The sequence below is a fragment of the Actinoplanes sp. CA-030573 genome (genome assembly GCF_050951115.1).
In the GTDB taxonomy this organism is placed as follows: Bacteria; Actinomycetota; Actinomycetes; order Mycobacteriales; family Micromonosporaceae; genus Actinoplanes.
The window spans coordinates 6384297-6411275 of record NZ_CP192038.1 but is presented as its reverse complement, the minus strand read 5'-3'; the positions used below and the strand labels follow the sequence as shown (position 1 = coordinate 6411275).

The window sequence follows — 26979 nt, the reverse complement described above, 5'->3', positions numbered from 1 at the left end:
GCCTATCTTTCACAGCATGACCGGGGACGTGGGGCTGTTGCTGCGCCGCGCCGGTTTCGGCCCGCTTCCCGCCGAGTTGGCGGCGGCCCGTCAGGTCGGTTACGCGACCACGCTGGCCGGGCTGGTCAGCCCGTCCGGCCCCGACATCGGCGCGATCGGCGCCCCGATGCCGGCGATCGGCCTGGACCCGTTCGTCGGCCTGCCGGCGAAGCCCACCCAGGAGCAGATCGACCGCGCGTCGGTGGCCCGGCGCGAACAGACCGAGCTGCTCGCTCGATGGTGGCTCGACCGCCTGGTCGTGGCCGACCACCAGGCGTTCGAGCGTCTGCAGTTCTTCTGGCAGGGCCACTGGGCCACCAACGTCGTGGCCCAGCAGCTCATGGCAGCCCAGCACCGCACCCTGCGGGAGTCGCGCGACTTCCGGGAGATGGCGCACCGGATGGTCGAGGACCGGGCGCTGATCGAGTTCCTGAACGGCGATCAGAACACCAAGGCGGCGCCGAACGAGAACCTCGCCCGTGAGCTGTGCGAGCTGTTCATGCTGGGCATCGGTCAGTACACCGAACGCGACGTCAAGCAGGCGGCGCGCGCGCTGACCGGCTATCAGATCTCGCTGACCAGCGTGACGCCGGTCTTCCGCCCGCAGCTGCACGACGCCGGGAAGAAGACGATCCTCGGCGTCACCGCGAACTTCGACGCGAAGAGCCTGGTCGACCTGCTGCTCAAGCAGAAGGCCTGCCCGCGCTTCCTCGCGGCCCGCATGTGGTTCCGGTACGCGTCGCCGAGCGTGCCGATCCCGGACCGGGTCAAGGAGCGGATGGCCGCGGCGTTCCCGCGCCCGATGGCCATGCTCGGCGCGATGTTCGAGGCCGAGGAGTTCCAGGCGACCGGTGGCAGCCTGGTGAAGCAGCCGGTGGAGTGGTTCGTGGGCGCGCTGCGCCAGCTCGGCCTGCGCCCGTCGGCGTTCACCCCGGTGATGTTCGACCGCATGTTCTGGGCCCTGGCCGCGCTCGGGCAGCGCCCGTTCGCGCCGCCGAGCGTGGGCGGGTGGCCGTCCGGCACGGCCTGGCTGACCGCGGCGGCCGCCAACAAGAAGCTGTCGATCGCCAGGGACCTCGCCGACCTGCTGAAGCCGGAGCGGATGACGCCGGAGAGCCTCGCCTACACGCTGTGCGTCGACAAGTGGACCGACCGCACGTATGCGGTGCTGCGCGGGGTCAAGGATCCTCGGCGCCTGCTCGCGCTCGGTCTCGTGAGCCCCGAATACCAGGTGACGTGACATGGACGCACTCACCCGCCGTCGCTTCCTGATCGCCTCGGGCGTCACCGGCGCCGTCGCGCTGGCCGGCGGCGCGACCGCCATCGGCCTGCACGAGCTGCTGGCCAAGGCGCCGGACGACGCCCGCCCGGAGGCCGGCGCCGACGAGCCCAAGCTGGTCCTGGTGACGCTGTACGGCGGGAACGACGGGCTCAACACCGTCATCCCGTACGCGGACCCGGCCTACCACTCGGCCCGGCCCGAGCTCGCCTACGCCCCCGAGACCGTCCTGCACCTCGACGACGAGCTCGGGCTGAACCCGAAGATGACCGGGCTCAAGCGGGTCTGGGATGCCAAGCGGCTGGCGATCGTACGCGGCGTGCAGTACCCGAAGCCGGACCACAGCCACTTCCGGTCGATGGACATCTGGCAGTCGGCGTCGCCGGCCGGCGCGGCCGACACCGGCTGGATCGGCCGCTGGCTGGACGGCACGAACGCGCCTATCGAGACCGCGGTGAGCTTCGAGCCCACGCTGCCGCCGCTGCTGGTCGGCCGCTCCCGGGTCGGCGCCTGCGTGAACTACCGCGAGCTGACCTTGCCCGACTGGTTCGAGCCGGACGTGATCTCGGCGCTCGGCCGGGTCCAGCCGGGTGAGCCCCCGCTGCAGGCCCGCGCCGCGGCGTCGTTCGCCGATCTGATCGGCATGGCCCAGGAGATCCGCGACGCCGACCAGGTCACCGCCTCGCCCGACGACGACACGCGGGCCGGCGGCACCGCGACCGGCGGCAGCAGCGCGCTCTCGGCCCAGCTCGCGCTGGTGGCCCGGTGCATCACGGCCGGCGTGCCGACCCGCGTCTACTCGGTGAGCCTCGGCGGCTTCGACACGCACGCCGACGAGAAGGCCGGCCAGGAGCTCCTGCTCGGCCAGCTCGACCAGGCGCTCACCGAGTTCTACGACAAGATGGCGGCGTCGCCGGCCGGCCACAAGGTGACGGTCGTCGTCTACAGCGAGTTCGGCCGGCGCGTACGGGCCAACGCCTCCGACGGCACCGACCACGGCACCGCCGGGCCGCTCTTCGTGCTCGGGTCGTCGGTGGCCGGCGGCTTCTACGGCGAGCAGCCGAGCCTGACCGACCTCGACGACGGCGACCTCAAGGCGACCACGGATTTCCGGGACGTCTTCGGGACGGTGCTCGCCTCGGTGCTGGGCGCCGAGCCGGAGCGCTACCTGAACGGCTACCAGCCCCGGACGATGCCCCTCATCGTGCCGGGCTGAGCTCCCGCTCGAAGCGTTCGGCCGGCCAGCCCTCGTCGAGGGCCAGGCGCACCAGCTCGGCCTGGGTGCGGGGGGCGAGGCCGCCGACCGGCTGGTTGACGTCGAGGTCGGTGGGGAAGGCGTAGCCCTCGGCCGAGGCGGCGATCACGTTGTCCACGTTGCCGCGGTGCTCGCGCAGCACGGGGTACAGGGCGGACACCATCGCCGTGCGGTCGACGGTCTCCATCGCGCGGCCGAAGGCGGAGGATATCTGCAGCAGGTTCGCCATCCGGCGTACGGCCGCGGAATGGTTGTCGCCCGCGCCGTGGAACACAGCCGGGTTGAAGAACGCCGCGTCGCCCTTCCGTAGCGGCAGCTGCACCCGGTGCTCGTCGAAGTAGGCGGTGAACTCGGGCCGGTGGAACGCGACGTAGCCGGCCGGGTATTTCTGCGAGTGCGGCAGGTAGAGCGTCGGCCCGGTCTCCACCGGCATGTCGACGTGCGCGACCGCGCCCTGCAGGGTCAGCGCCGGCGACAGCAGGTGGATGTGCGCCGGGTAGCGCAGCGCCTGCTCCTGCGACATGAAGCCGAGGTGGTAGTCGCGGTGGGCGACCTGCGCCGCGCCGCCCGGGTTGACCACGTTGACCTGCGAGGTCACCTGGTAGCCGGCGCCCAGCCAGGCGTTGCTGACCAGGGCGAGGATGTCGTTGTCGTAGTAGGCGGCGAAGGCCTCCGGGTCACGCAGCGCGAACTTGTCGAGCGCGCCCCAGACCCGGTCGTTGGCGCCGGGCTTGGCGAAGTGGTCGCCCGCGGTGACCCCGGCCGCCTTCTGCTCGGCGATCAGCGCGGCGAAGACGGCGGTGGCCCGGTCGACCACGTCGACGGCGAACGCCCCGGCGAAGACGATCACGCCCGGACCGTCCATCAGGGCCCGGATCAGCTCGCCGCGCACCTCGGCGGTGTCCGGCAGGCGGCCGGGATAGATCAGCACGTTCTCGGCGACGTCGATGGCATGCGGGTAGTCGGTGAGGTCGGTCTTCTGCTCGCAGACCGCCCGGAACGCGTCCAGGTCGGCCGAGTCGGCGGTGAACCAGGTAGTCATGACGTCACGCTAGGTCCGCGCTCGGCCCGGCGGGTGATTGCAAACCCCTCAAAAGCCCATCATCGTGTACGCGTGAAGCACCCCTACCGGATCCGCGAGATCGCCGCCCAGGCCGGTCTCAGCGAGGCCACCGTGGACCGTGTCCTGCACGAGCGCGGCGGGGTGCGGGAGAGCACGATCCGCGAGGTGCACCAGGCGATCGCCGACCTCGACCGCCAGCGCGCCCAGGTCCGGCTGGGCGGCCGGACGTTCATGGTGGACGTCGTGGTGCAGGCGCCCCCGCGGTTCTCGGCCACCATCCGCGCGGCGCTGGAGGCGGCGCTGCCGGCGCTGCGGCCGGCCGTGTTCCGGGCACGGTTCCACCTGCTCGACGGCCGGTCGGTGGTCCCGGTGCTGGAGAAGATCGGCCGGCGCACCCACGGCGTGATCCTCAAGGCGCCGGACGTGCCGGCGGTGGTGGCGGCGGCCGGCCGCCTGGCGGCCCCGCTGGTCACGCTGGTGACCGATCTGCCGGCGACGCCGCGCATCACCTATGTCGGCATCGACAACCGGGCGGCCGGCGCGACCGCGGCGTACCTGATCCAGCAGTGGCTCGGCGACCGGTCCGGCGACGTGCTGGTGGTGCGCGGGCACGAGTCGTTCCGCGGCGAGGACGAGCGGGAGGCCGGCTTCCGGGCCGAGCTCTCCCCGGCCCGCCGCGTGCTCGAGGTGGTCGACGCCTCCGACTCGCCGGGCGCGGTGAGCGAGGGCATCCGCACGGTGCTGGCGGCGAGCCCGTCGGTGCGCGCGATCTACTCGCTCTACGCCGGCGCCGGCGGCAACGCGGCGGTGGTCTCCGCCTTCGCCGCGCTGGGCCGTCGCTACGACGTCTTCGTGGCGCACGACCTGGACGAGGAGAACACGGCGCTGCTGCGGTCGCGCAAGCTCTCCGCCGTCCTGCACCACGACCTGCGCAGCGACCTGCGGCGCGCGTGCTACGCCATCATGCAGGCGCACGGCGTGCTGCCCGGCCCGATCCGCACCAACCCGTCGGCGGTGCAGGTCATCACCCCGCACAACGCCCCACCGGTGGAGTTCTGACCGGGCGCGGGTGACCGCGTGCCGGTCAGCAGGTCACCGCGACGCGGTCGAAGCGGGCGTGGAACGGGGCCGGCTTCGAACCCTGCTGGGCCCGGTTCAGGGCGGCTACGCCGACCCGGACGGTAGGTGGCAGGGTCATGGCCACGGTGGCCAGGTGGGTGAAGGTGGGCCGGTCGGCGGGGCGCCAGGCGCCGGTCAGGGTGCCGCCGGTACGGGACATGCGGAAGACGACGCGGGTCGCGGTGGTGGTGATCGGGGGCTTGTCCAGCGGACCGTGGACCCACTTGTGGCCCTGGCCGTTGTTGTACTCGAAGCCGATCGTTCCGGCCGGCTTGCCGATGCCGCGCTCGATGCGCAGGTAGCTGGTGGGGCCGTTCCACAGCAGCAGGCCGGCCCCCTGGTAGAAGACGCTCGGCGAGGCCTCCACGGTGGCCTCGAGGACGAAGTCGCCGGTCACCGGGCGCAGCAGCTTGGGCGCGGTCGTGTTGGTCTTGTAGATGTCGGTGCCGTCGGGGGCGTCGAGCTCGGCGGCGCCGTTGCCGACGGTGACCCGCAGGTCCTTGCGGGTCTGCTCCCATGCCGGATCGAGCGTGGCGCCGGTGAAGTCGTCGGTGAAGCCGCAGGCGGGGGTGGTCGCGGCCGGTGCGGCGGCCGGGCGGTCGGGGCCGCGGAGGAGCCGGGCGGCGATCGGGACGCTCACCGCGATGGCCAGGACGGCCGCGGCGGCGACCAGGATGCGGGTGCGGCGGCGGGGGTGGGCGGCGACCGGCTCGGTGCGGCCGGGAGCGGGTTGCGATGCCGCCGGCGGAAGGTCCGGTGCGGGCAAGATCGGCGGAGAGGGCGAGAGTGGCGGCGGGGGCGAGGGCGGGCGCGAAGGCGAGGGCGAGGGCGAAGGTGAGGACATGGGCGAGAACGGCGGCGGTGGCGAGGTCGACGGTGGGGAGGAGGTAACGGTGGCGGGCGTCGCAGGTGCCGAGGGCGCTACCGGGCCGGCGGTTGCCGCGGGGACCTTGGCAGCAGAGGGGCCGGTGGGGGCGGAGGGGGCGGCGGAGGCAGTCATGCGGGCCGGAGAGGCGGCGGAGACCGAGGGGGCGGTCATGCGGGCGGCGCCGAGGGCGATGCTGTGTTCGGGGGTGGGGTCGACCACGACGGGACGGTCGAAGGCGGTGCCCACCAGGGAACCGGCCAGCGGGATGCGCGACGAGCCGCCGGCCATCAGGATCGCGCGCAAGTCGGCGGGGGTGACGCCGGCCGAGCGCAGCGCCCGGGTCAGCGAGCCCACCGTCTCGTGCAGGGCGGGGGCGATCATCGCCTCGAACTCGCGGCGGGTCAGCCGCACGCGGGTGTGCAGGCCGGGCAGGGCGACGGGGATCATCACGTCGGTGTCGAAGGACAGCGCCTCCTTGGCCTCGACGCAGTCGCGCCGCAGGCGGAGCAGGGCCGGCCGCAGCTCGGGGTCGTCGCCGGTCAGGCAGTGCGGAGGCAGCGAGCGGGTCACGTGGTCGAAGACGGCCTCGTCGAAGTCGGCGCCGCCCAGCTGCTCGATGCCCTCGGGCACGCCGAGCAGCTCGAACCCGGCCGCGGTGCGGCGCAGCACCGCCGCGTCGAACGTTCCCCCGCCCAGGTCGTAGACGGCGACCAGGTCGCCGTCGGCCATGTGCTCGCCCGCCGCGTACGAGATCGCCGCCGCCTCCGGCTCGGTGCGCAGCTCCACCCGCGGGGCGTCGGCCAGGCGCCCGGCCTGTTCCAGCAGGTCGCGCTTGTACGGACCCCAGTTCGCCGGGCAGGTGAGCACCACGGACTCGGGCGGACCCTGCTCGTTGGTCGCCGCCACCGCCAGCACGTGCGCCAGCTGACGGGCCAGCAGCGCGTGCGCGGGATAGGGCGAGCCGCCGACCAGCAGCGGCACCGGGTCGCCGACCCGCCGCTTGAACTCGCGCGCCAGCCGCTCCGGCTGCTGCTCACCGCGGCGCCCGGCCGGCTCGCCGACCAGCACCGGGCCCTCGGCCGGCAGGAACACGAGCGAGGGGATCTCGGGCCGCTGACTGCCGAGCCGCAGCACCTCGACCGCGTCGCCGCGCCGGACGGCGGCCGCGGTCCAGGTGGTGCCGAGGTCCACGCCCAGCCCATATGTCATCTCGGCCTCCGCGCCCGCCGCGACCCGGCACTCAGCATCGGCCCCGGCCGGGGCGCCGACAAGACCGTGGGCGGGCGCTGCCCGAAAGGCTGCCCGGGCGTACCGGTCAGGCGGCCAGTGCCAGCAACAGCTTGCGCAGTGCGCGCCGGTCCCGGATCAGCTGCTGAAGGGCGGCCGGCGACGTCGCCTCGGCGGTGATGAAGGCGTTGATCAGGTCGACGCCGTCGTCGTTCACCAGCCAGCAGTGCTCGCCGCCGGTGCCGCGGCGCTCCTGGCTGGCCAGGCCGGCCCGGCGGATCAGCTTCCAGCCGTCGTTGTCCTTGGCCTCGGCCAGGTTCTGCATCGGGATGAAGGTGTTCGAGCCGCGCCGCAGCAGCGGGCGGATCAGGCGGTTCAGCCGGTCGGCCCCGGAGGCGAGCAGCACCTGCTCGTCGACGCGGGCCGGCAGGTCGGTCCCCTCGTGGTCGTCGAGGGTCAGGATCGAGTCGTCGTACTGGCTGCGGTCAAGGTTGACGCAATACTGCATCGAACCGCCGCGCCCCTGGATCCGGGCCAGGGTCCAGCCGGTGAAGTCGAGACGCACGAGCGAGAGGTCGACCATGCTCACGTCCTCGAGCCGCGAGCTGCCGAGCAGAGCGGCCAGCTTGCGCGACCGCACGGCCGGGGACTCGCCGGGGACGTCGTCGTCCAGGCGCGCCAGCGCGAGCGCGAGCAGATTGCGCCGTACGAGCTTGGGCTCGTTCTCCGTCGACACCCAGGCGCGCAGCAGATCGGAGTCCTCGACCAGCCGGGCCAGGAACTCGACAGTGGCCTCGTCGAGCTTGCGGGTGCGCAGCTCGGGGGCGATCGACTCGAAGCCGTAGTGCGACCAGTCCCCGGCCAGCGCCCGCGCCGTGAAGAACGCCTGGAACTGCGGGTACTTGAAGGAGACGCTGCGGCCCGCGGCCCGGGTGAGCAGCGCGTGCGGGTTGAGTATGATCGCCGCCCGGGGCTCGGACTGGTCGATGCCGAGCAGCTCGAGCGCCTTGTCGGGGGTCGGCTCGCCGTCCAGGAACATCCAGTGCGCGAGGTCGGTGAGCAGCTGCATCTGGTCGTCGGTGGACACCTCGAGGCGGGGCTCGTCGCGCTGGCAGAACAGCCGCAGGAGCTCGGCGAGCACGCGGGTGCGCGACTGCCGCACGTGCGGGTCGAGCTCGGTGGAGAGATCGACGGCGTACGCCATGAGCAGGAAGAGCGGGATGCGCTGGGTCGGCGAGGCGGCCAGTCGCTTGAGGATCGCGTCGGCCTTCTCGTCGCTCGCGTTGTACTTGGTCAGCAGCTTGTGCGCGTCCTTCTGCGTCATCTCGACGATGCGGGCGATGTCCCGCTCGTCGAATGCGTCGGCCAGCGCGGTCCGCGAGGTCAGGTGGCCGACGCGGGTCGAGACGACCATCTGGCCGCCGTCGAGCTTCACCTTGTACAGCTCGGCCAGGCCTTCGGCGATCTTCTCCCGGCTGATCAGCAGCTCGTCGAGACCGTCGAGGAGCAGGATGACCCGGCCGATGCGCAGCAGCTGGCGCAGGCACTCGCCGCTGCCGATGTTGCGCACCGCCGGCAGCCCGTTGTCGGGGTCGGGCCGCGACAGGTAATGCGCGATCGCGTCGAGCGAGAGCGCGTGCAGGCTGCGCAACGGCACTCGAAGCGCGACCGGCGGCAGGGTCCGCACCTTCTGCGCCCGGGCCGACTCGTAGAACACCGCGTACCGCCACTCGTGCCACTGCAGCAGCTCGCTCTTGCCCTGCCCGGCGTCGGCCAGCACGGCCAGCCACGAACCGGGCGCCGGTAGCGCCTTCTCCAGCAGGCGGTGGTCGAGCACCTTGGTGCCGCCGAGCCAGACCTGCTGCGGCGCGTGCCGGCTGTCCGGCGTCGGCGGCTCGGGCAGGCCCTTGGGGATCAGCGACTCGAACAGCTGGTCCTGCATCTGCGCGTCGAGGCGGGCGCGGACGGCGGCCTGCGGCGCGTCCCAGAGCCGGTCCACGAACGAGGTCAGCCGCTCGACCTGGGGCTCGCGGCCGACGCCGCCCATGCACGCCTTGATCCGCTCGACGTCGAGCTCGGAGGCGTGGTCGGAGACGATGACGAGGTTCGGCCGTACGCTGCGGATGTCGCCGTCGGTCATCGCGGGAGCGTCGCCGGCCATCCAGGTGTGCGAGGTCGGCGTGAGGACGGCCGGCTCGGTGACCGCGAGTGTGAACCGGTTGGCCCGGCACTGCCAGCCCTGCGCCACGAGCAGCGACTCGATCTGCCGGGCGAGCGAGGAGACGTACGCCATCTCAGGCCGCCTGGATCGCGTCGCGCAACAGTGGCGGCAGTCCGGCCCGGCCCAGATGGCGGGCGCACCAGGCGGCCGCGTCGGGATCGTCGCGCAGGTGCCGGGAGAGGACCTGGATCACGGTGGCGTCGCGCTCCTCGATCAGGCTGCGCGACACGATGTAGCCGAACTCGCCCATCTCGTAGCGGATCGCCAGCCGCAGCATCGCCTTGAGACTGAGCTCGTGGATGCGGGGGCGGGGGACACCGCCAGCATCTCCTCGAGCAGCCGCATCGCCGCCATCGCCGAGTCGACGGCGAGCGGGCTCTCCAGGATCTCGACGTAGCTCTCCAGCACGGCGGGCAGCACCGCGGCGTGGTGCCGGGCGAGCGCGGCCCACAGCCGGGCCGGGATCCGCGGGAGCATGCTCAGCATCAGCCGGTAGTCGTGCCGGTTCTCGAGCAGGAACTGGGCAAGCTCCCGGGTGGCCGGCCCGTCGAACACGCCGCTCTCGAGCAGTCCCTGCACCATGGTGAGCACAGTGTCGACCGGGCGCTGCAGGGACGTCGGCCGGTCCAGCGCGAGCCGCAGGTCGGCGGCGAGCTCGTCCGCGCTCTGATAGCGCTCGTTGCGGTTGCGCGCGGTGGAGGTGCGGATGCAGTACTCCAGCCGGCGCACCAGCGGCGAGTCCGCCGGCACGACGACGCTCAGCACGTACTCGAGGAGACGGCCGAGGCTGAAGATGTCGGCGCGATGATCGACCGAGCGCAGATCGAGCCACTGCTCCGGGGCGGCGAACCCCTCGGTCCCGAAGCCGACGCCGGTCTCGGTCTGGAAGGGTGTGTCCCGGGTGTAGTTGCGGCCCAGCCCGAAATCGGAGACCGCGGCGTACATTCCGTCGCCGTTGTCGGACTCGAACACCAGGACATTCGCCGGTTTCACATCACGGTGCAGAACCCGGTTCCGATGGGCGAAGGAAATGCCCCGGACGACGTCCATGTAGAGCGCCAGCGCCTGTGTCGTGCTCACCTTCGGCAGGGTGTCGTCGAGGTTGCCCACGGCCAGCGGCGCCACGAACCACGGCACCTCCGCGTCGGCGTCGAAATCCAATATCGGCAGGATGTTGTGGTGGGTCAGCTGACTCTGCAGCCGGATCTCGCGCTGAAACCGCAGCAGGTTCTCGGTGCCCGAGCGCGGCGACGGCAGCTTGAGGGCAACCCGCATTCCCGAGCCGCGCTCGATCGATTCCCACACCTTTCCCATGCCGCCCTCCCCGAGGACGCGCACGGCGTCGTACGCGGCGGGAAAATATCGATCCATCGCCAACTGCCTCCGGTCGGGAAAAGGGGTCGCGAGACATTATGTTTCGCGACCCGGACCCGGCCCATCGATTGATCGAACCGCAGGAACTACCCGAGCGGTGTACCGCTTGAGGATTACCTCAGCGGATCAGGCGGATCGTGCGCAGCTCGAACGGGGTCAGGCTGATCGAGGGCGACGCCGGCCCCTCGGGGCGCTCGAGCAGGGACGCCTCGTGCATCGCGCGGACGGGGGTGTGGACGTGCAGGGTGCCGGCGGCGCGGCGGCCCCGGGACTCGTAGAGGCGGACGATCAGGTCGCCGCTGCGGTCGTCGGCCAGCTTCACGGCCGAGATCAGGATGCCGGGGTCGCCGGCCACGGACACCAGCGGCTCGAAGCCGTGGTCGCCGGGCACGACCCGGGCCGGGAGGTTCAGGGCGATGCCGGCCTCGGTGGCCCCGGCCACCGACGCGCCGATCACCAGGCCGTACGAGTGGGTCTGCCGGCCCTGGTCGGTCTCCGGATCGGGGAAGCGCGGCGCCCGCAGCAACGAGAGCCGGACCGTGGTCGTCATCGGCGTCTCGCGGGTCAGGTCGTAACCGTAGGTCGAGTCGGTGATCAGGGCGGCGCCGAAACCGGGCTCCTCGACCAGCACGAAACGGTGCATGGAGACCTCGAACTTGGCCGCCTCCCAGCTCGTGTTGGTGTGCGTGACCCGTTTCTGATAGCCGAACTGCGTCTCGGCGGCGGCGTGCTCCGCGCGTACGTCGAAGGGGAATGCGACTTTCAGGAATTTCTCGGTCTCGTGCCAGTCGGTCTTCTGGTCGATCCGCAGGACCCGGCTGCCGGGGGCGAGGGTGAGCGTCTGCTCGACCCGCGACCGGGAGAACGCGCGCACGATGGTGACGTGCGCGCCGGCATCGTCCTCGGTGAAGGACATCGACTCCACCGAGCGCAGATCGGTGACCCGGTTGCGATAGAAACGGTCGACGTCCCAGGCGTCCCAGCGGTTCGGGAAATCCTGGTGCAGCTGCAGCAGATTGGCCTCCCGGCCGGCCGGGACGACGTCGCGCCCGGTGGCCAGATCGACGGCCGAGGTGATGAGTCCCTGGTCGGAGACGGTCACCGACACGATTCCGTTCGACAGCACATTCCCATTGACGGCTACCGATCCGGACGGCGGTTCCGCGACGGCGGCGGACAGCGCCGGAACGCCGTCCCGCGGGAACGGCGCCGGATTCAGCGTGATCGGGCGGTCGCCGTGGCCGATCAGCGCGCGGCCCGCGTCGGCGATGAGCGCGGAGACCTCCGACTCGATGCGCCGGTACGCGGCGACGGCCTCCCGGTGCACCCAGGCGATCGACGTCCCGGGCAGGATGTCGTGGAACTGGTGCAGCAACACGTCCCGCCACAGCCGGTCCAGCTCGTCGTACGGATACCGATGGCCGGCCCGCACCGCCGCCGTCGCCGCCCACAGCTCGGCCTCGATGAGCAGATGCTCGGCGCGCCGGTTTCCCTGCTTGGTCCGATGCTGGCTGGTCAGCGTGGCCCGGTGCAGTTCCAGATAGAGCTCGCCCACCCACACCGGCGGGTGCGCCAACTCGGCCCGGGCCCGTTCGAAGAAGTCGTTCGGATGCTCCCACCGGACGGTCGGGCTGCCCTCGAGGTCGCGCAGCCGCGATGCCCGCCCGGCCATCTCCCGGGTCGTGCCGCCACCGCCGTCACCCCAGCCGACCGGCGCCAGCGAGGACGAGGCGAAGCGGCTCTCCCGGAACTGCGACGCCGCCAGGGCCAGTTCGGCGCCGGAGAGCTGCGAGTTGTACGTATCCATCGGCGGGAAATGGGTGAAGACACGGGAACCGTCGATGCCCTCCCACAGGAAGGTGTGGTGCGGAAAGCGGTTCACCTGGTTCCACGAGATCTTCTGGGTGAAGAACCAGCGGAATCCGGCCCGCCGCATCAGCTGCGGCAGCGCGGGGGAGTAACCGAAGCTGTCCGGCAGCCAGACGCCCTCGCACTCGATGCCGAACTCCTCGCGGAAGAACCTTTGCCCGTACGTGAACTGCCGCACCATGGCCTCGCCGGTGGGCATCACGGTGTCGCTCTCCACCCACATGCCGCCGAGCGGGATGAACCGGCCGTCACGGACCGCCTTCACGACCCGGTCCCACACCTCGGGCCGGTGCTCCTTGAGCCAGGCGTACTGCTGGGCGCTGGACATCCCGTACCGGAAATCGGGGTCGAGATCGATGAGCTCGGCCATGCCGGCGGCCGTGCGCGCCACCTTGCGGATGGTCTCCCGCACCGGCCAGAGCCAGGCCGAGTCGATGTGCGCGTGGCCGATCGCCGCGACGTGGTGCGCGCTGTGCTCGGCGGGCGCGGCCAGCACCCCGGCCAGCTGCGCCCGGGCCTGAGCCGCGGTGCCGGCGACGTCCTGCAGGTCGAGCGCGTCGAGGGCGTCGTCGAGCGCCTGCAGGACGCGCATCCGGCGCGGCGCCGAGGCGGGCAGGACGGCCTGCAGCTCGAGCAGCACCTCCACGTCGAGGGCCAGCTCGTACGTCTGCTCGTCGAGGAGCGCGAGGTCCATCCGCCGGGTCGTGTACAACGGCCGCGGCGACGAGGTCTCGATGTCGCCCTCCCGGGTGGGCCGGAAGGGGTGGTAGTCGAGCAGCACGGGATTGGCCGCCGCCTCGAGGTAGAGCTCGACCGGACCGTCGCCGACCGGGATCCACCGGTTCCGCGGGTTGATCGACTTCACCGGGCTGCCGTCCGGGCGGTAGACCAGCGCCTCGCATTGGAAGCCGGGCATGTTCTCGTCGAAGCCGAGGTCGACGACGGCCTCGACCCGCCGGCCCCGCCAAGCCGAGGGGACCCGGCCGCGCAGCCGGAACCAGGTGGTGTTCCAGGCGGGGCCCCACGGCGTGCCGACGGTGTACGGCTGGTAGTCCAGCGCCAGGCCGGCGGCGGGCGGGATCGGCTCGCCGGGCAGCGCGTGCCAGGCGACCTCGAGCGGCACGCTGTCGCCGTGGACCGCGGGCCGGATGCGCTCGGCCAGGACGCGGGTCGCGCGCCCGACGGTGAGCGGGATGTCGTCGTGCATCCGCCCATCATGCCCACGGCTCGGTAGATTGGCGGGATGACCGAGGAGCTCGCCTCGGCGATGGCCGCCGCCGCCCGCGCGTGGCTCGACATGCTGACCGCCGACCAGCGTGCGATCGCCGTGGGGCCGATGCCGTCGGCGGAGGCGTCCGATGCCGAGCGCCGCCGCTGGTTCTACACGCCGACCGACCATGGTGGCCTGACCCTCCATCAGCAGCGCCCGGCCCAGCAGCGGGCGGCGATGCGCCTGGTCGCGTCCGGCCTGTCGCGGCCCGGTTTCGTCACGGTCGCGACCACGATGGGCCTGGAGAACGTCCTCGACCACACCGAGGGCTTCGTGGCCCGCTTCGACCGTGAGCGCGGCCGCGACCCCGGCCTGTACTACCTGCGCGTCTTCGGCGATCCGGCGCCCGGCGGCACCTGGGGCTGGCGGTTCGGCGGCCATCACGTCTCGCTCAACAACCTGGTCGTCGGCGGCGCGGTCGCCGCCACCACACCGTGCTTCATGGGCGCCGATCCGGCGTCGTCCGAGCTCCTGGGCGGCGCGGTCAACCGGCCGCTGGGCCGGGTCGAGGACCTCGCCCGTACGCTGGTGAAGTCGCTGGATCCGCGGGTGGCCGTGCTCTCGCCCAAGGCGCCGTCCGATTTCGTGACCGCCAACCGCACGACGGTCGCCACCGGCAACCGGGTCATCCCGCTGGCCGGCATCTGGCGCGACGAGCGCTTCCCCGACCCCGCCGAGCAGGCCAAGCTGCAGGCCCTGAGCGACGCCATCGACGCCGCCGCCGGCTACACCGAGTCCGACCACTCGGCCCTGGAGTACACGGCCGTCCCGAAGGGCGTGGCCGGCGCCGCGATGTCGCCGGACCAGCGCGAGGTGCTGCGCGCCCTGCTGGACACGTACTTCGGCCGGGTGCCGGCCGCGGTGGCACCGTCCTACGACGACGCGGCTCTCGACGCGGTGCACTTCGCGTGGGCGGGCCCGACCGAGCCCGGGGCGCCGCACTACTACCGGGTGCAGGGCCCGCGGCTGCTGCTGGAGTGGGACAACACCCAGCGCAACGCCAACCACGCCCACTCCGTCTGGCGCGACCCGGAGAACGACTTCGGCCTCGACGTGCTGGCCACCCACCGCCGCGACCACCACTAGCGCCTGAGCGGAGCGGGCGGTCAGGGCTTGCGGGCGAGGGCGCCGAACTCGTCGACCTCGCGCCGGTCGTCGCCGGTGGCGTCGGGGGAAGGGCGCCAGGTGTTGCACGGGACCAGGCCCGGGTCGACGACCTCGAGGCCGTCCAGGAAACGGGCCAGCTCCTCGGGGCGCCGCAGGTGGTACGACAGCGGGGCGTTCGCGTTCCACACGCCGATCGCCTCCTCGAAGGCCGGCCCGTCGAGCACGTTGGTGCCGTCGGCGGTGACCAGGTAGCTCCCGGACGGCAGCCCGCCCATCAGGTGCCGGACGATCGAGACGGCCTCGTCGAGCTGGGGTACGTGGCCGAGGATGTTCATCAGGATCAGGCCGGTCGGCTCGGTCAGGTCGAGCGTCGTGCGGCCCGCCGCCTCCAGGATCGCGGCCGGGTCGCGCAGGTCGGCGTCGATGTACTCGGTGGCGCCCTCGCCGGTGCCGGTCAGCAGGGCCCGGGCGTGCACCAGCACCAGCGGGTCGTTGTCGACGTAGACGATGCGGGCGTCGGGCGCGACGGCCTGGGCGACCTGGTGGGTGTTCTCGGCCGTCGGCATGCCGGTGCCGATGTCGAGGAACTGCCGGATGCCCACCTCCCGGGCCAGGAACGTCACCGCCCGCTTCAGGAAGGCGCGCGACGACCGGGCCACGACCGTGATGTCCGGGTACAAGCCGGAGAACTGGTCGCCGACGGCCCGGTCGACCTCGAAGTTGTCCTTGCCGCCGAGCCAGTAGTTCCACACCCGGGCCGAGTGCGGGATGCTGGTGTCGAGCTTCGCGCCGGGGTCGGTCATGCCTGGGCTCCCGTCAAGGTTCGGATCGCTCCGTTCGTGGGTATGCTATCGCCCGACGATCATCAAGTTCCACTGTGGACGTCGGGGCAGGCGGGCCAGGTGAGCCAGGGACAGAGCGGCGGTTCCACCGTACGCCGTATGCAGCTCGGCTCTCGTCTGCGTGCCCTGCGCCGGGCCGCCGGGCTGACCCGTGAGCAGGCCGGCGACCCGATCCGGGCGTCCGAGTCGAAGATCAGCCGGATGGAGCTGGGCCGGGTCGGCTTCAAGGAGCGCGACATCGCCGACCTGCTGACCCTCTACGGCGTCGACGATCCGGAGGAGCGCCGGCATCTGATCGCCTTCGCCCGCGAGGCGAACTCCCCGAGCTGGTGGCAACCGTACGGCGACGTGCTCGACACCTGGCTGCAGACCTATCTGGACTTCGAGCAGGCGGCGGAGCTGATCCGGACGTACGAGGTGCAGTTCGTCCCGGGCCTGCTGCAGACCGAGGCCTACGCCCGCGCCGTGATCAGTCTCGGCTACGACGCGTCGGCCGGCGCCGAGATCGACCGCCGGACCCGTCTGCGGATGGAACGCCAGGCCCTGCTGAGCCGGCCGGACGCGCCGAAGCTGTGGGCGGTGCTCGACGAGGCGGTGCTGCGGCGGCCGATCGGTGGCCGCGCGGTGTTGCGCGAGCAGATCGCCGCCCTGCTCGAGCTCACCGGCTCCGCCACCGTACGGCTGCAGGTCATGCCGTTCGCCTCGGGCGGGCACGCGGCGTCCGGCGGCGCGTTCAGCGTGCTGCGCTTCCCCTACCAGGAGCTGTCCGACGTGGTCTACATCGACTACCTGACCGGCGGCCTCTACCTCGACAAGCGCGAGGAGGTCGACCGCTACTCGGCGGTGATCGGCCGGCTGTTCATCGAGGCGGCGCCGCTGAGCGAGACGCCCGCCATCCTGCGCCGCATCCTCAGCGACCTCGACGACACAGCTGGTTCCTGACCGCGGTCACCCAGGTCTGGTCGCCCACCCGGGGCAGCGTCACGGTGGTCCGCTGGTCGTCGACCTGGAGCGTCACCTTGCCGTCGCCGGCCGGCCCGGCGGCGCAGTCGACCCGGCCGGCCACGACCAGCGCCGCCTGCGCGTCGCCGTCCAGCGGCACCGAGGCGTAGGAGGCGGCCTCGACGGCGTCGTAGCCGCGCGTCTGCATCTCCGCGGCGCCGGGCAGCACGGCGGCGGCCAGCCGCTCGAAGCCGGCATGATCGGGCGCGGTCTCCGCCCGTACGTGAACGGGCAGGTGATTGAAGTTCTTGAGGTCGACCCGGACCACGAAGTCCTTCGCCGCGTCGCTGGTCTCGTAGGAGATCCCGGTGCCCGTCTCGACCAGGCCGGCCACCACCCTGACCATCGCGGTCGAGGGAGCCGGCTGCGACGGACGGGCGCGCGACAGCCAGGCCACCGCCGCGACCGCCACCACGAGCAGGCCGATGAGGTAGCGGGGCCAGGCCGGTGGGCGGCGGTCGGCGGAGGGGGTGCCGGTCACGACGATGTCCATCGCAGCGGAACCTAGCAGCGACGGGCCGGTGGTGTCAGGCCGGCTTGATGATCACCTTCAGCGCGGCGTTGGCGGCGGCGTTGCCGAAGACCTGGTACGCGTCGTCGATCTGGCCGAAGGTGAACGAGTGCGTGCCCATCTTCTCCGCCGGGATGCGGCCGCTCGCGACCATCTTCAGCAGCGTCGGGATCGAGACCGTGTCGACCAGGCCCATGGTCAGCCGCACGTTCTTGATCCACATGTCCTGCATCGGCAGCTCGACCGGGACGCCGTGCACGCCGATGTTGGCGATCGTGCCGCCCGGCCGCACCAGCGACGCGGCGGCCAGCAACGTCCCGGGATAGCCGACCGCCTCGATCGCGACGTCGACGCCGAGGCCGTCGGTGAGCGCGAAGACGTCGCCGGCCGTGCCCTCGCCGGCCTCGAAGACGTCGGTCGCGCCGAACTCGAGCGCCTTCTCCAGGCGGAACTTGTTGGTGTCGATCGCGATCACCCGGGACGCGCCCCAGAGCCCGGTCGTCAGGATGGCGGCCAGTCCCACGGCGCCGGCGCCGACCACGGCGACGGTGTGGCCCGGGCGCACCTCGCCGGCCAGCACCCCGACCTCGTACCCGGTGGGCAGCGCGTCGGCCAGGAAGATCGCCTGCTCGTCGGTCACGTCCTCGGGCACGGCGTACAGCGACGTGTCCGCGTACGGCACCCGCACCAGCTCGGCCTGGGTCCCGTCGATGAGGTGGCCGAAGATCCAGCCGATCCCGCCCACGGTCTGGCAGTGCGACGGCATGCTCCGCTGGCAGTACGCGCAACGGCCGCACTTGGTGATCGCCGGCACCAGCACCCGGTCGCCGGGTGCGAACCCCTTGACCGCGTCGCCGATCGCGGTGACCGTGCCGACCGCCTCGTGCCCGAGGATCCGCCCGTCGGTCACGGCGGCCACGTCGCCGTGCAGGATGTGCAGGTCGGTGCCGCAGATCGTGGTGGTGTCCACCCGGACGACCACGTCCGTCGGCTCCTGGATCGTCGCGTCGGGAACGTCCTCCCAGGACTTGCGCCCGGGGCCGTGATAGACCAGAGCCTTCATGGCGACCGACGCTATCGGCGCCCGGGCCCACCGGCCGTCGCAATATGCGACGCCGTGCGCTCAGCGGGCCCGGCGGATCAGCTCGACCACCGGCGCCGGCAGCGGGCCGGGCGGCGGCAGCCCGTCGTGGTGCGCGTGCGCCGCGACCACGGTGTCCAGGTACTGCCGCCGGATCCGGGCGGTGCCCTCGGCGATGCCGCGGCGGGCCCGGGCGGCGCTCTCCGGCTTGGCCACATAGGTCCAGGCCGGTCCGAAGCCGTCGACGTCGACGGCGACCCGGCGGTAGTTGCCCTCGCGGGCGTCGAGCGCGGGCAGCCCGTCGTCGGGCAGCTGGAACAGCACGCCGTCGACGGCGGCGCCGGGCTCGATCGTCAGGAACAGCACCTGGATCGCCGGGCGGGTGCCGCCGGCCGGGTCCTCGTACGTCACCGGGCCGTCGCCGGTGTTGTCGGTGCAGACGTTCCAGCTGCGCGACCAGCCGGTGAGCCGCGCCCGGGCATAGTCGTGGCCCGCGACGACCGGGCGGCCCGCCAACCGCGCGATGGTGGCCGGCGCGATCAATGACCCGTACGCGAAGACGGCCGCCATGCTCGAAGCCTAGGCCCCACGCACCCCGGCTGGACCGCCCGGACGACGGCCGATAGGCCGAACGGACCGGTCGCGGCGACGAAAGTTCGAAGTCTCCGAATGGCCGCCACCTCGCCACGGGGGCGCCGTTAACCGGTGCAGCGACGGCCGCCGGAGGGGGAGCGTGGAGTGGACGATGACGAGCGGGAGCCGTACCCGGTACTGGCCTCCGCACCGCTCGCCGCACCCGCCCCCCGGCTCCGGCGCTGGTTCGCGCCGGAGGTCGTCGAGCTGCCGCCGCCGCAGCCGGGCGCGTGCCTGGTCGCGCAGTCCGGCGCCGGGTTCCGCCGGGTCGAGTACGGCCTTCGGCGCGGCGACCCGGCCCTGCGCGGCGCGATCGCGATACACGTGGTCTCGATCGCGCCCCGGATGGTCAGCGCCGAGACGTCGCTGCCGTCGTTCGAGCCGGGCCTGGAGGTGCGGGTCGGCGCCCGGTTCCGCTGCCGGGTCGACGACCCGGTGCACCTGCTCGAGGCCGGCGTCACCGACCTCGAGCCGCTGCTCGTGCACTACCTGCTGGCCTATCCGCAGATCCGGATGACGGCGCTGTCGATGCCGCTGCGCCGGCCGGCCGAGTGGTCGGCGTTCAAGCGCCGGATGATCGCCATGTTCACCGCGTACGCGGAGCTGCAACCCCTGATGATCCCGGGCCTGGACGCCGCCCTGGTCGACGTGGAGGTCGGCGCCGCCGCGACCGACGTCGTCCCGGCCGGGCCGGTGGCCGCGGGCGACAACTACTGGTGGCCCGAGGCATGACCGACATGAACGACCGGACCGAGGACCTGCTGACCCGGGAACGGGGCGGGAAGCTCGCGCTGCTGCTGCGCCGCGCGGCCGGGGTCGACGAGCGGATCCTCGACGGGATCGACACCGAGCGCACCCGCTACACCGCGATGGGCGGCGTCGTGGCCGGCACCGCGCTGATCGCGATGTTCTCGATGTCGGTGGCGCTGGCCTTCGTGTTCGGCGGCTTCCCACCGTACGCGGCGGTCTTCGTCCTGCTGTGGGGCGCGTTCGTGTTCAGCGTGGACCGGTGGCTGATGGCCTCCTCGGCCGGCGTGCGGGCCCGCGACCGTCTGGTGCGGCTGCTGCCCCGGCTGGTGCTGGCCTCGGCCGTCGGGGTGGTCGTGGCCGAGCCGCTGGTGCTGGCCGCCTTCGACGCGACGGTGGTGGAGCGGGCCGGCGAGGAGCGCAAGGACGCCCTGCTGACGCTGGAGAGCGACCTGCTGGCCTGCAATCCGGTGCCGGGCACCGCGCCGGTTCCGGCCGGCCCCCGCTGCGAGGGCCGCCGGCTGACCATCGCCGAGGCGTCGGCCGAGGGCAAGCAGGGCGAGATCGCCGGGCTGAAGGCGCAGATGGCGACGCTGACCGCGACCGTGCAGCGGGACAGCGAGGCCCTCGACGAGATCGAGCGGCAGGCGGCCAAGGAGTGCAACGGCACCAGCGGTCCCGGCCTGTCCGGCCGCTTCGGCGTCGGGCCGAGCTGCCGGCGGCTGCGCGCCACGGCCGAGCAGTACCGCACCGACCACCGGCTCAAGGAGAACCTCGACGAGGTGGCCGCCCTCGACGGCCGGATCAAGAGCCTGACCGGCGCCCTCGGCCAGGATGCCGACGCCTTCGTCCGGGCCCGCAAGACCGCGATCGCGGCCGAGGTCGCCCAGGCCCGCGAGCGGCAGCGCGACCTCGGCCTGCTCGAGCGGATGCGCACACTCGGGCACATCACGAGCGACAACGGCTACGCCCGGGCCGGCGAGTGGGCCCTGCGGATCTTCCTGATCCTCATCGACTCGCTGCCGGTGCTGGTCAAGCTGCTGGGCGGGGTCACCGCGTACGACGAGATCGTCGCCGACCGGCTGCGCCGGCAGAAGAGCAGCCAGTTCGAGGTCAACCAGGCCCTCGCCGAGCGGGACTCGTACGGCGCGAAGCTGTGGAGCGAGAGCTACCTCATGCAGTTCCGGGCCGGGCGCGAGCGGATCCGCTGGGAGGCCATGCGGGAGCGCAAGGCGCTGGAGGCGTCGATGCACGCCGAGGTCGAGCGCCGGACCCTGCAGATCATCGGCGAGGCGCCCACCCTCACCATGCAGATCGCCGCGGCGCCCGGCGACGTCGTGGACGCGCCGCCGCCCGTGCCGCCGGTGCCGCAGCAGCCGCCGCCCGCCGCCGCTCCCGACCAGACCTGGCAGGACCGGCCGGCCCGCACCGACTGGGCCGACCGGTGAGCCGGCTGGACGCCGCGCCGCCCGGGCCGCAGCGCACCGTCCTCCGCAAATACCCGATCTACCTGCTGCTCGACGTCTCCGAGTCGATGCAGCGCCCGGACCACCACGGCCGGAGCTCGCTCGACGTCTTCGGGCCGATGATGAGCGAGCTCGTCCTCAGCCTCCAGGGCGCGGCCTGGGCCAGGCCCACCGTCTGGATCAAGGTGCTGGCGTTCAGCGAGCGGGTGCAGGTGCTCCGGGAGATGACGTCGCTGAGCCTCACCGAGTCGTTCCCGGAGCTCGAGATGGGACACGAGACGGACTACGCGGCGGCCCTGCGCTACCTGGCCGACACGCACCTGGAGGACTTCCAGCGCATCAACCTCAGTGCCAGCCGGCTCGGCCACCGGGCCCAGATCCGGCCGCCGCTGGTCTTCATCATCACCGACGGCGCGCCCTACGTCGGCGGCCGCAACCAGCCCCAGGCGGCCTGGCAGCGAGAGCGGGACCGGCTGGTCAACGGCACCATGCAGGCCTGGATCGCGGCGATCAGCGTGCGGCCGGAACACCAGGGGACCCTGTGGGACCTGGCCACCGGCTCCTCGCGCGGCGACCAGCGCAACGCGTTCCTGGCCAAGGCCGGCGCGCGCGCCGAGGGCCTCGCGACGAGCATCCACCAGTGCATCACGCAGAGCATCAAGCGGTCGGTACGCGCCGGGGACCGCCTGATGACGACGCCGGACGGCATGGAGAGGGCGGCCCGCGATGCAGCACGATGAGCTCGGCCGCCTGTTCGCGCTGTTCATGCTGACCATGCTGGCGCTGTTGGTGGCGATCATGCTGATGTTCGCGGTGCTGTTCCGGGCGCCGAGGCGGCTCCGCCCGCGCCGGTCGCCCCGCTCGCGCCGGTGGCTCCGGCCGCGCCGCTGGCCCCGGCCGTGGCGGCTCTTCTCGCCGCGCCGGCGGTCCGGTCCCGGCGGTGCGGTCGCGATGGCTGCCGCCGCGCCGGTCCTCGCCTCGCCGCCGGCCACGATGCCGGCCGTGCAGCCGCCGCTCTTCCGCCCGGCGGCCGCGCCCGCCGCGTCCGCTTCCCAGTTCGCGCCACCTTCCCAGGCTGCGCCGGTCTCGCGCGCTGCGCCCGTTTCCCAGGCTGCGCCCGTTTCCGAGGCCGCGCCCGTTTCCGAGGCCGCGCCCGTTTCTCAGGCCGCGCCCGATTCCCAGGCCGCGCGCGTTTCCCAGGCCGCGCCCGATTCCCGGGCCGCGGGCGCGCCGGTGGCGCCGCCCGTTCGGGAGCCCTCGCCCGCGCCGGACCGGGCCGCCGGGCCGCCGCTGCCGGGCACGGCCGTCGTCGACTGCCGCTCGCACGCCTCGCTCTTCTCGGGCTGGTGCGCGCCGCCGCACTCGGCTCCGCGCATGCACGTGCGCGGCGCGGCCTGGCGCGGCGGCCTGCACTCGGCCGACGGCAGCGAGGGCCAGGACGCGGTCGGCGCGGCCTGGGACCCGGCGACCGGCACGCTCTTCGTCGCGGTGGCCGACGGTCTCGGCTCGCTGCCGGGTTCCGGGCCGCTGGCCCGGGAGGCCGTCCGCGCCTCCCTGCGGCTCTGCCTGAAGCGGCCCGGCGGCCGGCCGTTCGCGCAGCTCGGGCCCCAGCTCTTCCGGGCGGTCGCGGACGGGCTGCGCCGCCAGTTCGGCCCGGGCGTGGCCGCCGACGCGGGCACCACGCTGGTCGTGGCCGAGCTGGCGCCGGCCGGTTCCGGCGCGCGGCTGACCGTGCACGGCGTCGGCGACTCCGAGGGCTGGGTGCTGCGGGACGGCCGCTGGTCGGCCGTGCACCTGGAACGGGGGCCGGCCGGCGCCGGCCCGGTCAGCCACGCCACCCGCGACCTGCCGACCGATCCCGTGCCCCGGACCGAGCGGCGCGACCTGGCCCGAGGCGACATGCTGATGCTGGCGACCGACGGCTTCGCCGAGCCGATCGCCCAGCCCGGCTGGTGGTCGACCCGGGTCGCGCTGGAGTTCCGGGAGGCGCCGGCGCCGCTGGACTTCCTGAGCGTGGTGGCGCCCGAGGACGGCGACGAGTCCGACGACCGCGGCGTGGTCGCCGTGTGGCTGGGCTGACCGTGACGCAGACCGACGTGCGCCTGGACGAGCTGCGGGCGGCGACGGCCCCCGACGTGCCCCTGGACCTCGAGGACGGGGGAACGGCGAAGGTCGGCCAGGTGACGTACGCCGGCGAGCCGTACCTGTTCAAGCGCTACCACGACGAGCTGCGCGACGCCGTACGCCCGGACGAGCTGCGCAAGATGCTCGCCTGGCACCGCGACCGTCCCGCCGGCGACCGGGCCTGGCTCAACGTGGGCGCGGCCTGGGTGCGGCACCTGGTCTGGGACGGCGACCGCCTGGCCGGGCTGCTGCTGCCCCAGGCCCCACGCGAGTTCATCGCCGGGCGGCAGCCGCGCACACTGGACACCCTGGCCGGCGACCAGCCGGTGGCGGTCAAGCGGAACGCGTTCGGCCACCTGATCGCGGCGGTCGCCTGGTTCCACGAGCGCGGTGTGGTGATCAACGACCTGCACGCGTACAACGTGTTGGTCCGCGCGGCCGGCGACGGCGTCTACCTGGTCGACTGCGACTCGATGACCGGGGAGCACTGGGCGCCGGTGATCCCCGGCAACCTCGCCCCCGACCAGATGCGCGACGTGATCCCGGACGTCGACGACCCGCGGCCGGAGGTCGACTACGCCCGGCTCGCGCAGGTCATCGTCACCACGACGCTCAACCTCGACGTGGCCCAGATCGCGGCCGAGCCCGGCGATCCCGTCTTCGACCAGCTGTGCGGTGAGCTGACCGAGCCGGTGGCCCGGTTCCTCTGCGCCGCCCGCACCGGGCAGTGCGGGCCGGCCGAGCTCGCCGAGTGGGCGCGGCTGGGCGAGCAGTGGCGCCTCCCGGCCCGCGCCTCGATCCCGATGCCGCACCGCAAGCCGGCCCTCGACGGGTGGAACCCGATCGGCGGCCCGCTGCTGCCGCGCACCGGCCTGCCGCGCATCTCGTGGACCGGCCCGGCGGGCGTCGGCGGCCCGCCCGGCATCCGGCTGCACGGTCCCGACGCCACGTCCGGGTCGCCGATCCGCCGCTACGCCGCCGCCGAGATCCGGTCCCGGTCCTGGTCGCCGCCGCCGGCCGGCCCCCGGCGTACGCGTGCGCTGGTCGCCGCCGGCGGTGTCGCCGCGCTCTGCCTCGTCGTCGTCCTCGTCTCCCTGATCGCCTGACGTGAGCGAGCTGATCGTCGAGGCCGGCACGTCCCGCCTGAGGCTGACCGGCGGGAAGGTGGCCTACGTCCAGACCGTCGCCGACGGCCTCGCGGTGAGCGAGAACCCGCGGGCGCCGGGCCGGGCCGGCTTCATCGTGCGGCTCATCGGCGGCTGGTACCTCTACACCGACGACCCGTCGGCGAGCGGGCTCGAGGTGGACGGGACCCGGATCACCGGCCAGGCGACGCCGCTGACCGGCCGGCGCGTACGGGTGGAGTGCTCGCCCGGCCCGGACCGGGCGAGCAGCGACCGGGCGACGCTCGCGCAGGCGCTGCGGACGGCCTTTCCCACCTACCGTGAGCTCGAGCAGATGCTGCTGGCCAAGTGCGACGTGGAGCTGGGCGACATGCCCGGCCCCCGGGCGATGGACAAGGTCGCGACCCGGGTCGTCGTCAGCGCCGAGCGCTACCGGTGGCTGCCGCTGCTGGCGTCGGCCGTCGGCTGGGACCGGCCGGACGTGCCCGCCGACGCCGGCCTCGACCCGGCGCCGGTGCTCGACGAGAGCGTGGTCGACGAGGCGGCCGGCTTCCAGGACCCCGAGGACTTCGGCCGCAAGCTGCAGCAGAACATCCGGCGTACCTGCTACATCGAGGTCGACACGCCGCGCCGCAAGGTGCACGGCACCGGCTTCCTGGTCGGCCCGGACCTGGTGCTGACCAACCACCACGTGCTGGCCGACGTGCTCACCGGCCAGGCGCCGCCGTCCTCGGTCCGGTTCCGCTTCGGCTACCGGGTGGTCGGGGACGAGGTCGACCGCGGGCGCGAGGCGACGCTGGCCGCCCGCAAGTGGAACGTCGCGAGCAGCCCGCCGGAGCGACAGCGGCCGCGCAGGAAGGGCGCGGAACGGCTGGACTACGCGCTGGTGCGGCTGAACGCGCCGGTCGGCCGGGACCGGGACGCCTCCTCACCCACGGGCGTACGCGGGTGGATGAGCCTGCGGTCCGCGGCCGGCCCGGCCGGTCCCCGTCACCAGCTGCTCATCCTCCAGCACCCGAACGGCGGCCCGCTCAAGATGGCGATGGCCCCCGACGGCATCGTCGACCTGCGCGGCAACCGGCTCACCCACCGGGTCAACACGCTCGGCGGCTCGTCCGGCGCGCCCTGCCTCGACTTCGACTTCACGCTGCTCGGGCTGCACCGCTCCGGCTTCGACGAGCACCGCAACGAGGCGGTGCCGGTCCAGGCGATCGTCCGGCACCTGGACGCCCAGGGCCTCGGCCACCTGCTGGGCCCCTGACCGTGCGAGGAGAACCCATGTCGTTCCTGTGCGTGGACCGGATCCCCGGCCTGCTCGACCTCGACCGGGCGGTCGGGCTCGAGGCCGCGGGCGACCCCCGGTACTTCTGGCCCACCGGCTCGGCCCTGCGGGTCCGGTTCCTGGACGGGCCGCCCGGCCTGCGCGCGCGGGTGATGGCCGCCGCCTCGGCCTGGACCGACCACGCCAACCTGACGTTCACCGTGGTCGGCGCCGAGCCGGCCGACATCCGGGTGACGTTCCGCGGCGCCGGCAACTGGTCGGCGGTCGGCATGATGAGCCGCAACCGCCGGATGTTCCCGCCCGGCGCGCCGACCATGTCGCTGGCCGAGGCGCCCGCCGCCGGCCCGGCCCGGCTCGCCCGCCTGGCCCGGCACGAGTTCGGCCACGCGATCGGCCTGGTCCACGAGCACTCGTCCCCGGACGCCGGCATCGCCTGGAACCGTCCCGTGGTGCTGGCCGCCCTGGCCGGCCCGCCCAACCACTGGTCCACCGCCGACGTCGCGGTCAACGTCTTCGACCGCTACCGCGACACGCGAACGCAGTTCACCGCCTTCGACCCGGAGTCGGTGATGCTCTACGCGTTCCCGCCGGAGTGGACGCTCGACGGCCGGACGTTCCCGGAGAACACCGAGCTGTCGGCGGCCGACCGCGCCTTCGCCGCGCACATCTACCCACCGCGCGGCGCGTCGAGGTGAGCAGAGCGACATCGCTCTGCTCACCGATCAGACGGCGACGTCGACGTAGATCCGGTCGCTCAGCTCGCCGGCGTGGAACCTCCGCACGCCGTTGAGGCCGAGCGCGATCGAGACGTAGCCCTCGTAGTCGCCGACGATCGCGTACGCCTTGATGCCGGCCAGTCCGGTGCGGTGGATCCCGCTGACGGTCGCGGCGCCGTCGGCCCGGTGTGCCTGGGCCGGATGCAGGACGATCATCAGGAAGGCCTCGCCGGGCATCGAGACCGGCTCGTCGGAGCCGTCGCGGCGCACCTCGTCCACGTACCTCACCGTGTACCCGGGCAGGCCGCCGGAGATGTCGAGCACGATGCGGTCGAAGCCGTCGCGGTGCGCGGCGTAGCGGATCCGCTCGACCACCGGTAGGGGCGGCACCGGCGGATCGTTGCGGACGGTGATGGGAGTCGTCGCCCAGGCGGACGGCGTCGCCGTTGCGGTCGCCCGGGCCGGCGTGGCGGTGGTCGTGGCCGGGGCCTTGTCCGGGGCGGGGACGGTCGTGGTCCGGCGGGCCTCGGCGAGGGAAGGGCTGGGGGCGGCGGCGCTCCGCGGCGTACCGGCGCTGTTCGTGGTGGTGGCTGGGGAGGTGCCGCCGGCGCAACCGCCGGCGACCGCGAGTGCGGTGATGACGATGAGTGCTTTCGTTCCCTTCATGGCCGTGGCCTCCGTCGATGATGCTGAGTAAGGCCAGGCTAGGCCCCGGTGGGCCCGGCGTATTCCCGGATTCGTGCCGTCCGCGGACCCGGCA

At 73.2% G+C, this 26979-nt stretch carries 23 protein-coding genes; 12 read left to right on the top strand and 11 right to left on the bottom strand.

All coding sequences use genetic code 11. From position 1 onward, the window contains the following. Window positions 1–16: 16 nt before the first annotated feature. Window positions 17–1279: a DUF1800 domain-containing protein gene (locus ACQP2F_RS29640; protein ID WP_433293050.1), complete on the top strand. Its 1263-nt coding sequence runs from the start codon at window positions 17–19 to the stop codon at window positions 1277–1279. A 1-nt stretch (window position 1280) separates the two neighbouring features. Then, window positions 1281–2534 (top strand): DUF1501 domain-containing protein, encoded by a 1254-nt coding sequence (locus ACQP2F_RS29635; RefSeq protein ID WP_433293048.1) that lies wholly within the window; start codon window positions 1281–1283, stop codon window positions 2532–2534. On the opposite strand, the gene ACQP2F_RS29630 is transcribed toward ACQP2F_RS29635, so the two are convergent. Further along, window positions 2518–3615, bottom strand: coding sequence for a phytanoyl-CoA dioxygenase family protein (locus ACQP2F_RS29630; protein WP_433293046.1), 1098 nt, complete (start codon window positions 3613–3615; stop codon window positions 2518–2520). The two genes, ACQP2F_RS29635 and ACQP2F_RS29630, sit on opposite strands and share 17 nt — an antisense overlap. Window positions 3616–3687: 72 nt before the next feature. Here ACQP2F_RS29630 and ACQP2F_RS29625 point away from each other — a divergent pair, with 72 nt between their 5' ends. Then, window positions 3688–4695, top strand: coding sequence for a LacI family DNA-binding transcriptional regulator (locus ACQP2F_RS29625; RefSeq protein WP_433293044.1), 1008 nt, complete (start codon window positions 3688–3690; stop codon window positions 4693–4695). 25 nt (window positions 4696–4720) lie between these two features. Here ACQP2F_RS29625 and ACQP2F_RS29620 read toward each other — a convergent pair whose 3' ends face one another. From ACQP2F_RS29620 to ACQP2F_RS29600, 5 genes are all read right to left on the bottom strand, one after another. Continuing rightward, window positions 4721–6832, bottom strand: coding sequence for an Hsp70 family protein (locus tag ACQP2F_RS29620; protein ID WP_433293042.1), 2112 nt, complete (start codon window positions 6830–6832; stop codon window positions 4721–4723). 106 nt (window positions 6833–6938) lie between these two features. Continuing rightward, window positions 6939–9143, bottom strand: a complete 2205-nt coding sequence (locus ACQP2F_RS29615) for an NACHT domain-containing protein (RefSeq protein WP_433293040.1) — start codon at window positions 9141–9143, stop codon at window positions 6939–6941. Between the two features lies 1 nt (window position 9144). Beyond that, on the bottom strand, window positions 9145–9348 hold the full coding sequence (locus ACQP2F_RS29610) for a hypothetical protein (RefSeq protein ID WP_433293038.1): 204 nt from the start codon (window positions 9346–9348) through the stop codon (window positions 9145–9147). After that, a complete protein-coding gene (locus ACQP2F_RS29605; RefSeq protein WP_433293036.1) occupies window positions 9285–10442 on the bottom strand; it encodes a serine/threonine-protein kinase in 1158 nt (385 codons plus the stop codon). Before ACQP2F_RS29605 ends, ACQP2F_RS29610 begins: the two co-directional genes overlap by 64 nt. A gap of 121 nt (window positions 10443–10563) precedes the next feature. Next, window positions 10564–13521: an alpha-mannosidase gene (locus tag ACQP2F_RS29600; RefSeq protein WP_433293034.1), complete on the bottom strand. Its 2958-nt coding sequence runs from the start codon at window positions 13519–13521 to the stop codon at window positions 10564–10566. Between the two features lie 36 nt (window positions 13522–13557). Here ACQP2F_RS29600 and ACQP2F_RS29595 point away from each other — a divergent pair, with 36 nt between their 5' ends. Continuing rightward, window positions 13558–14670, top strand: coding sequence for a DUF3500 domain-containing protein (locus ACQP2F_RS29595; RefSeq protein ID WP_433293032.1), 1113 nt, complete (start codon window positions 13558–13560; stop codon window positions 14668–14670). A 20-nt stretch (window positions 14671–14690) separates the two neighbouring features. On the opposite strand, the gene ACQP2F_RS29590 is transcribed toward ACQP2F_RS29595, so the two are convergent. After that, on the bottom strand, window positions 14691–15494 hold the full coding sequence (locus ACQP2F_RS29590) for an SAM-dependent methyltransferase (protein WP_433293030.1): 804 nt from the start codon (window positions 15492–15494) through the stop codon (window positions 14691–14693). Between the two features lie 138 nt (window positions 15495–15632). On the opposite strand from ACQP2F_RS29590, the gene ACQP2F_RS29585 reads away from it, so the two are divergent. After that, entirely contained in the window at window positions 15633–16475 is an 843-nt protein-coding gene (locus ACQP2F_RS29585; protein ID WP_433293028.1) for a helix-turn-helix domain-containing protein, read from the top strand. Here the strand turns inward: ACQP2F_RS29585 and ACQP2F_RS29580 are convergent. Genes ACQP2F_RS29580 through ACQP2F_RS29570 form a run of 3 tightly spaced genes read right to left on the bottom strand, consistent with a single transcriptional unit; the run spans window position 16444 to window position 18697 of the window. After that, window positions 16444–17028 (bottom strand): hypothetical protein, encoded by a 585-nt coding sequence (locus tag ACQP2F_RS29580; protein WP_433293026.1) that lies wholly within the window; start codon window positions 17026–17028, stop codon window positions 16444–16446. The genes ACQP2F_RS29585 and ACQP2F_RS29580 overlap by 32 nt on opposite strands. Window positions 17029–17062: 34 nt before the next feature. Then, complete coding sequence (locus ACQP2F_RS29575; RefSeq protein ID WP_433293024.1) at window positions 17063–18109, bottom strand: alcohol dehydrogenase catalytic domain-containing protein; 1047 nt, start codon at window positions 18107–18109, stop codon at window positions 17063–17065. Window positions 18110–18169: 60 nt separating this feature from the next. After that, window positions 18170–18697, bottom strand: coding sequence for a gamma-glutamylcyclotransferase family protein (locus ACQP2F_RS29570; RefSeq protein WP_433293022.1), 528 nt, complete (start codon window positions 18695–18697; stop codon window positions 18170–18172). Between the two features lie 168 nt (window positions 18698–18865). Between ACQP2F_RS29570 and ACQP2F_RS29565 the strand changes: the two genes are divergently transcribed. Genes ACQP2F_RS29565 through ACQP2F_RS29535 form a run of 7 tightly spaced genes read left to right on the top strand, consistent with a single transcriptional unit; the run spans window position 18866 to window position 26198 of the window. Next, on the top strand, window positions 18866–19492 hold the full coding sequence (locus ACQP2F_RS29565) for a hypothetical protein (RefSeq protein WP_433293020.1): 627 nt from the start codon (window positions 18866–18868) through the stop codon (window positions 19490–19492). Continuing rightward, entirely contained in the window at window positions 19489–20955 is a 1467-nt protein-coding gene (locus ACQP2F_RS29560) for a DUF4407 domain-containing protein (RefSeq protein WP_433293018.1), read from the top strand. Before ACQP2F_RS29565 ends, ACQP2F_RS29560 begins: the two co-directional genes overlap by 4 nt. Then, on the top strand, window positions 20952–21713 hold the full coding sequence (locus ACQP2F_RS29555) for a vWA domain-containing protein (RefSeq protein ID WP_433293016.1): 762 nt from the start codon (window positions 20952–20954) through the stop codon (window positions 21711–21713). The genes ACQP2F_RS29560 and ACQP2F_RS29555 overlap by 4 nt, the downstream gene beginning before the upstream one ends. Beyond that, entirely contained in the window at window positions 21700–23052 is a 1353-nt protein-coding gene (locus ACQP2F_RS29550) for a protein phosphatase 2C domain-containing protein (RefSeq protein WP_433293014.1), read from the top strand. The genes ACQP2F_RS29555 and ACQP2F_RS29550 overlap by 14 nt, the downstream gene beginning before the upstream one ends. After that, the gene (locus tag ACQP2F_RS29545; RefSeq protein WP_433293012.1) at window positions 23040–24203 is read left to right on the top strand and encodes a hypothetical protein; all 1164 of its coding nucleotides are present in this window, start codon (window positions 23040–23042) and stop codon (window positions 24201–24203) included. The genes ACQP2F_RS29550 and ACQP2F_RS29545 overlap by 13 nt, the downstream gene beginning before the upstream one ends. A gap of 1 nt (window position 24204) precedes the next feature. After that, window positions 24205–25482, top strand: coding sequence for a trypsin-like serine peptidase (locus ACQP2F_RS29540; protein ID WP_433293010.1), 1278 nt, complete (start codon window positions 24205–24207; stop codon window positions 25480–25482). A gap of 17 nt (window positions 25483–25499) precedes the next feature. After that, on the top strand, window positions 25500–26198 hold the full coding sequence (locus ACQP2F_RS29535) for a M12 family metallopeptidase (protein ID WP_433293008.1): 699 nt from the start codon (window positions 25500–25502) through the stop codon (window positions 26196–26198). Between the two features lie 27 nt (window positions 26199–26225). On the opposite strand, the gene ACQP2F_RS29530 is transcribed toward ACQP2F_RS29535, so the two are convergent. Then, a complete protein-coding gene (locus ACQP2F_RS29530; RefSeq protein ID WP_433293006.1) occupies window positions 26226–26885 on the bottom strand; it encodes an AMIN-like domain-containing (lipo)protein in 660 nt (219 codons plus the stop codon). Window positions 26886–26979: the final 94 nt, after the last annotated feature.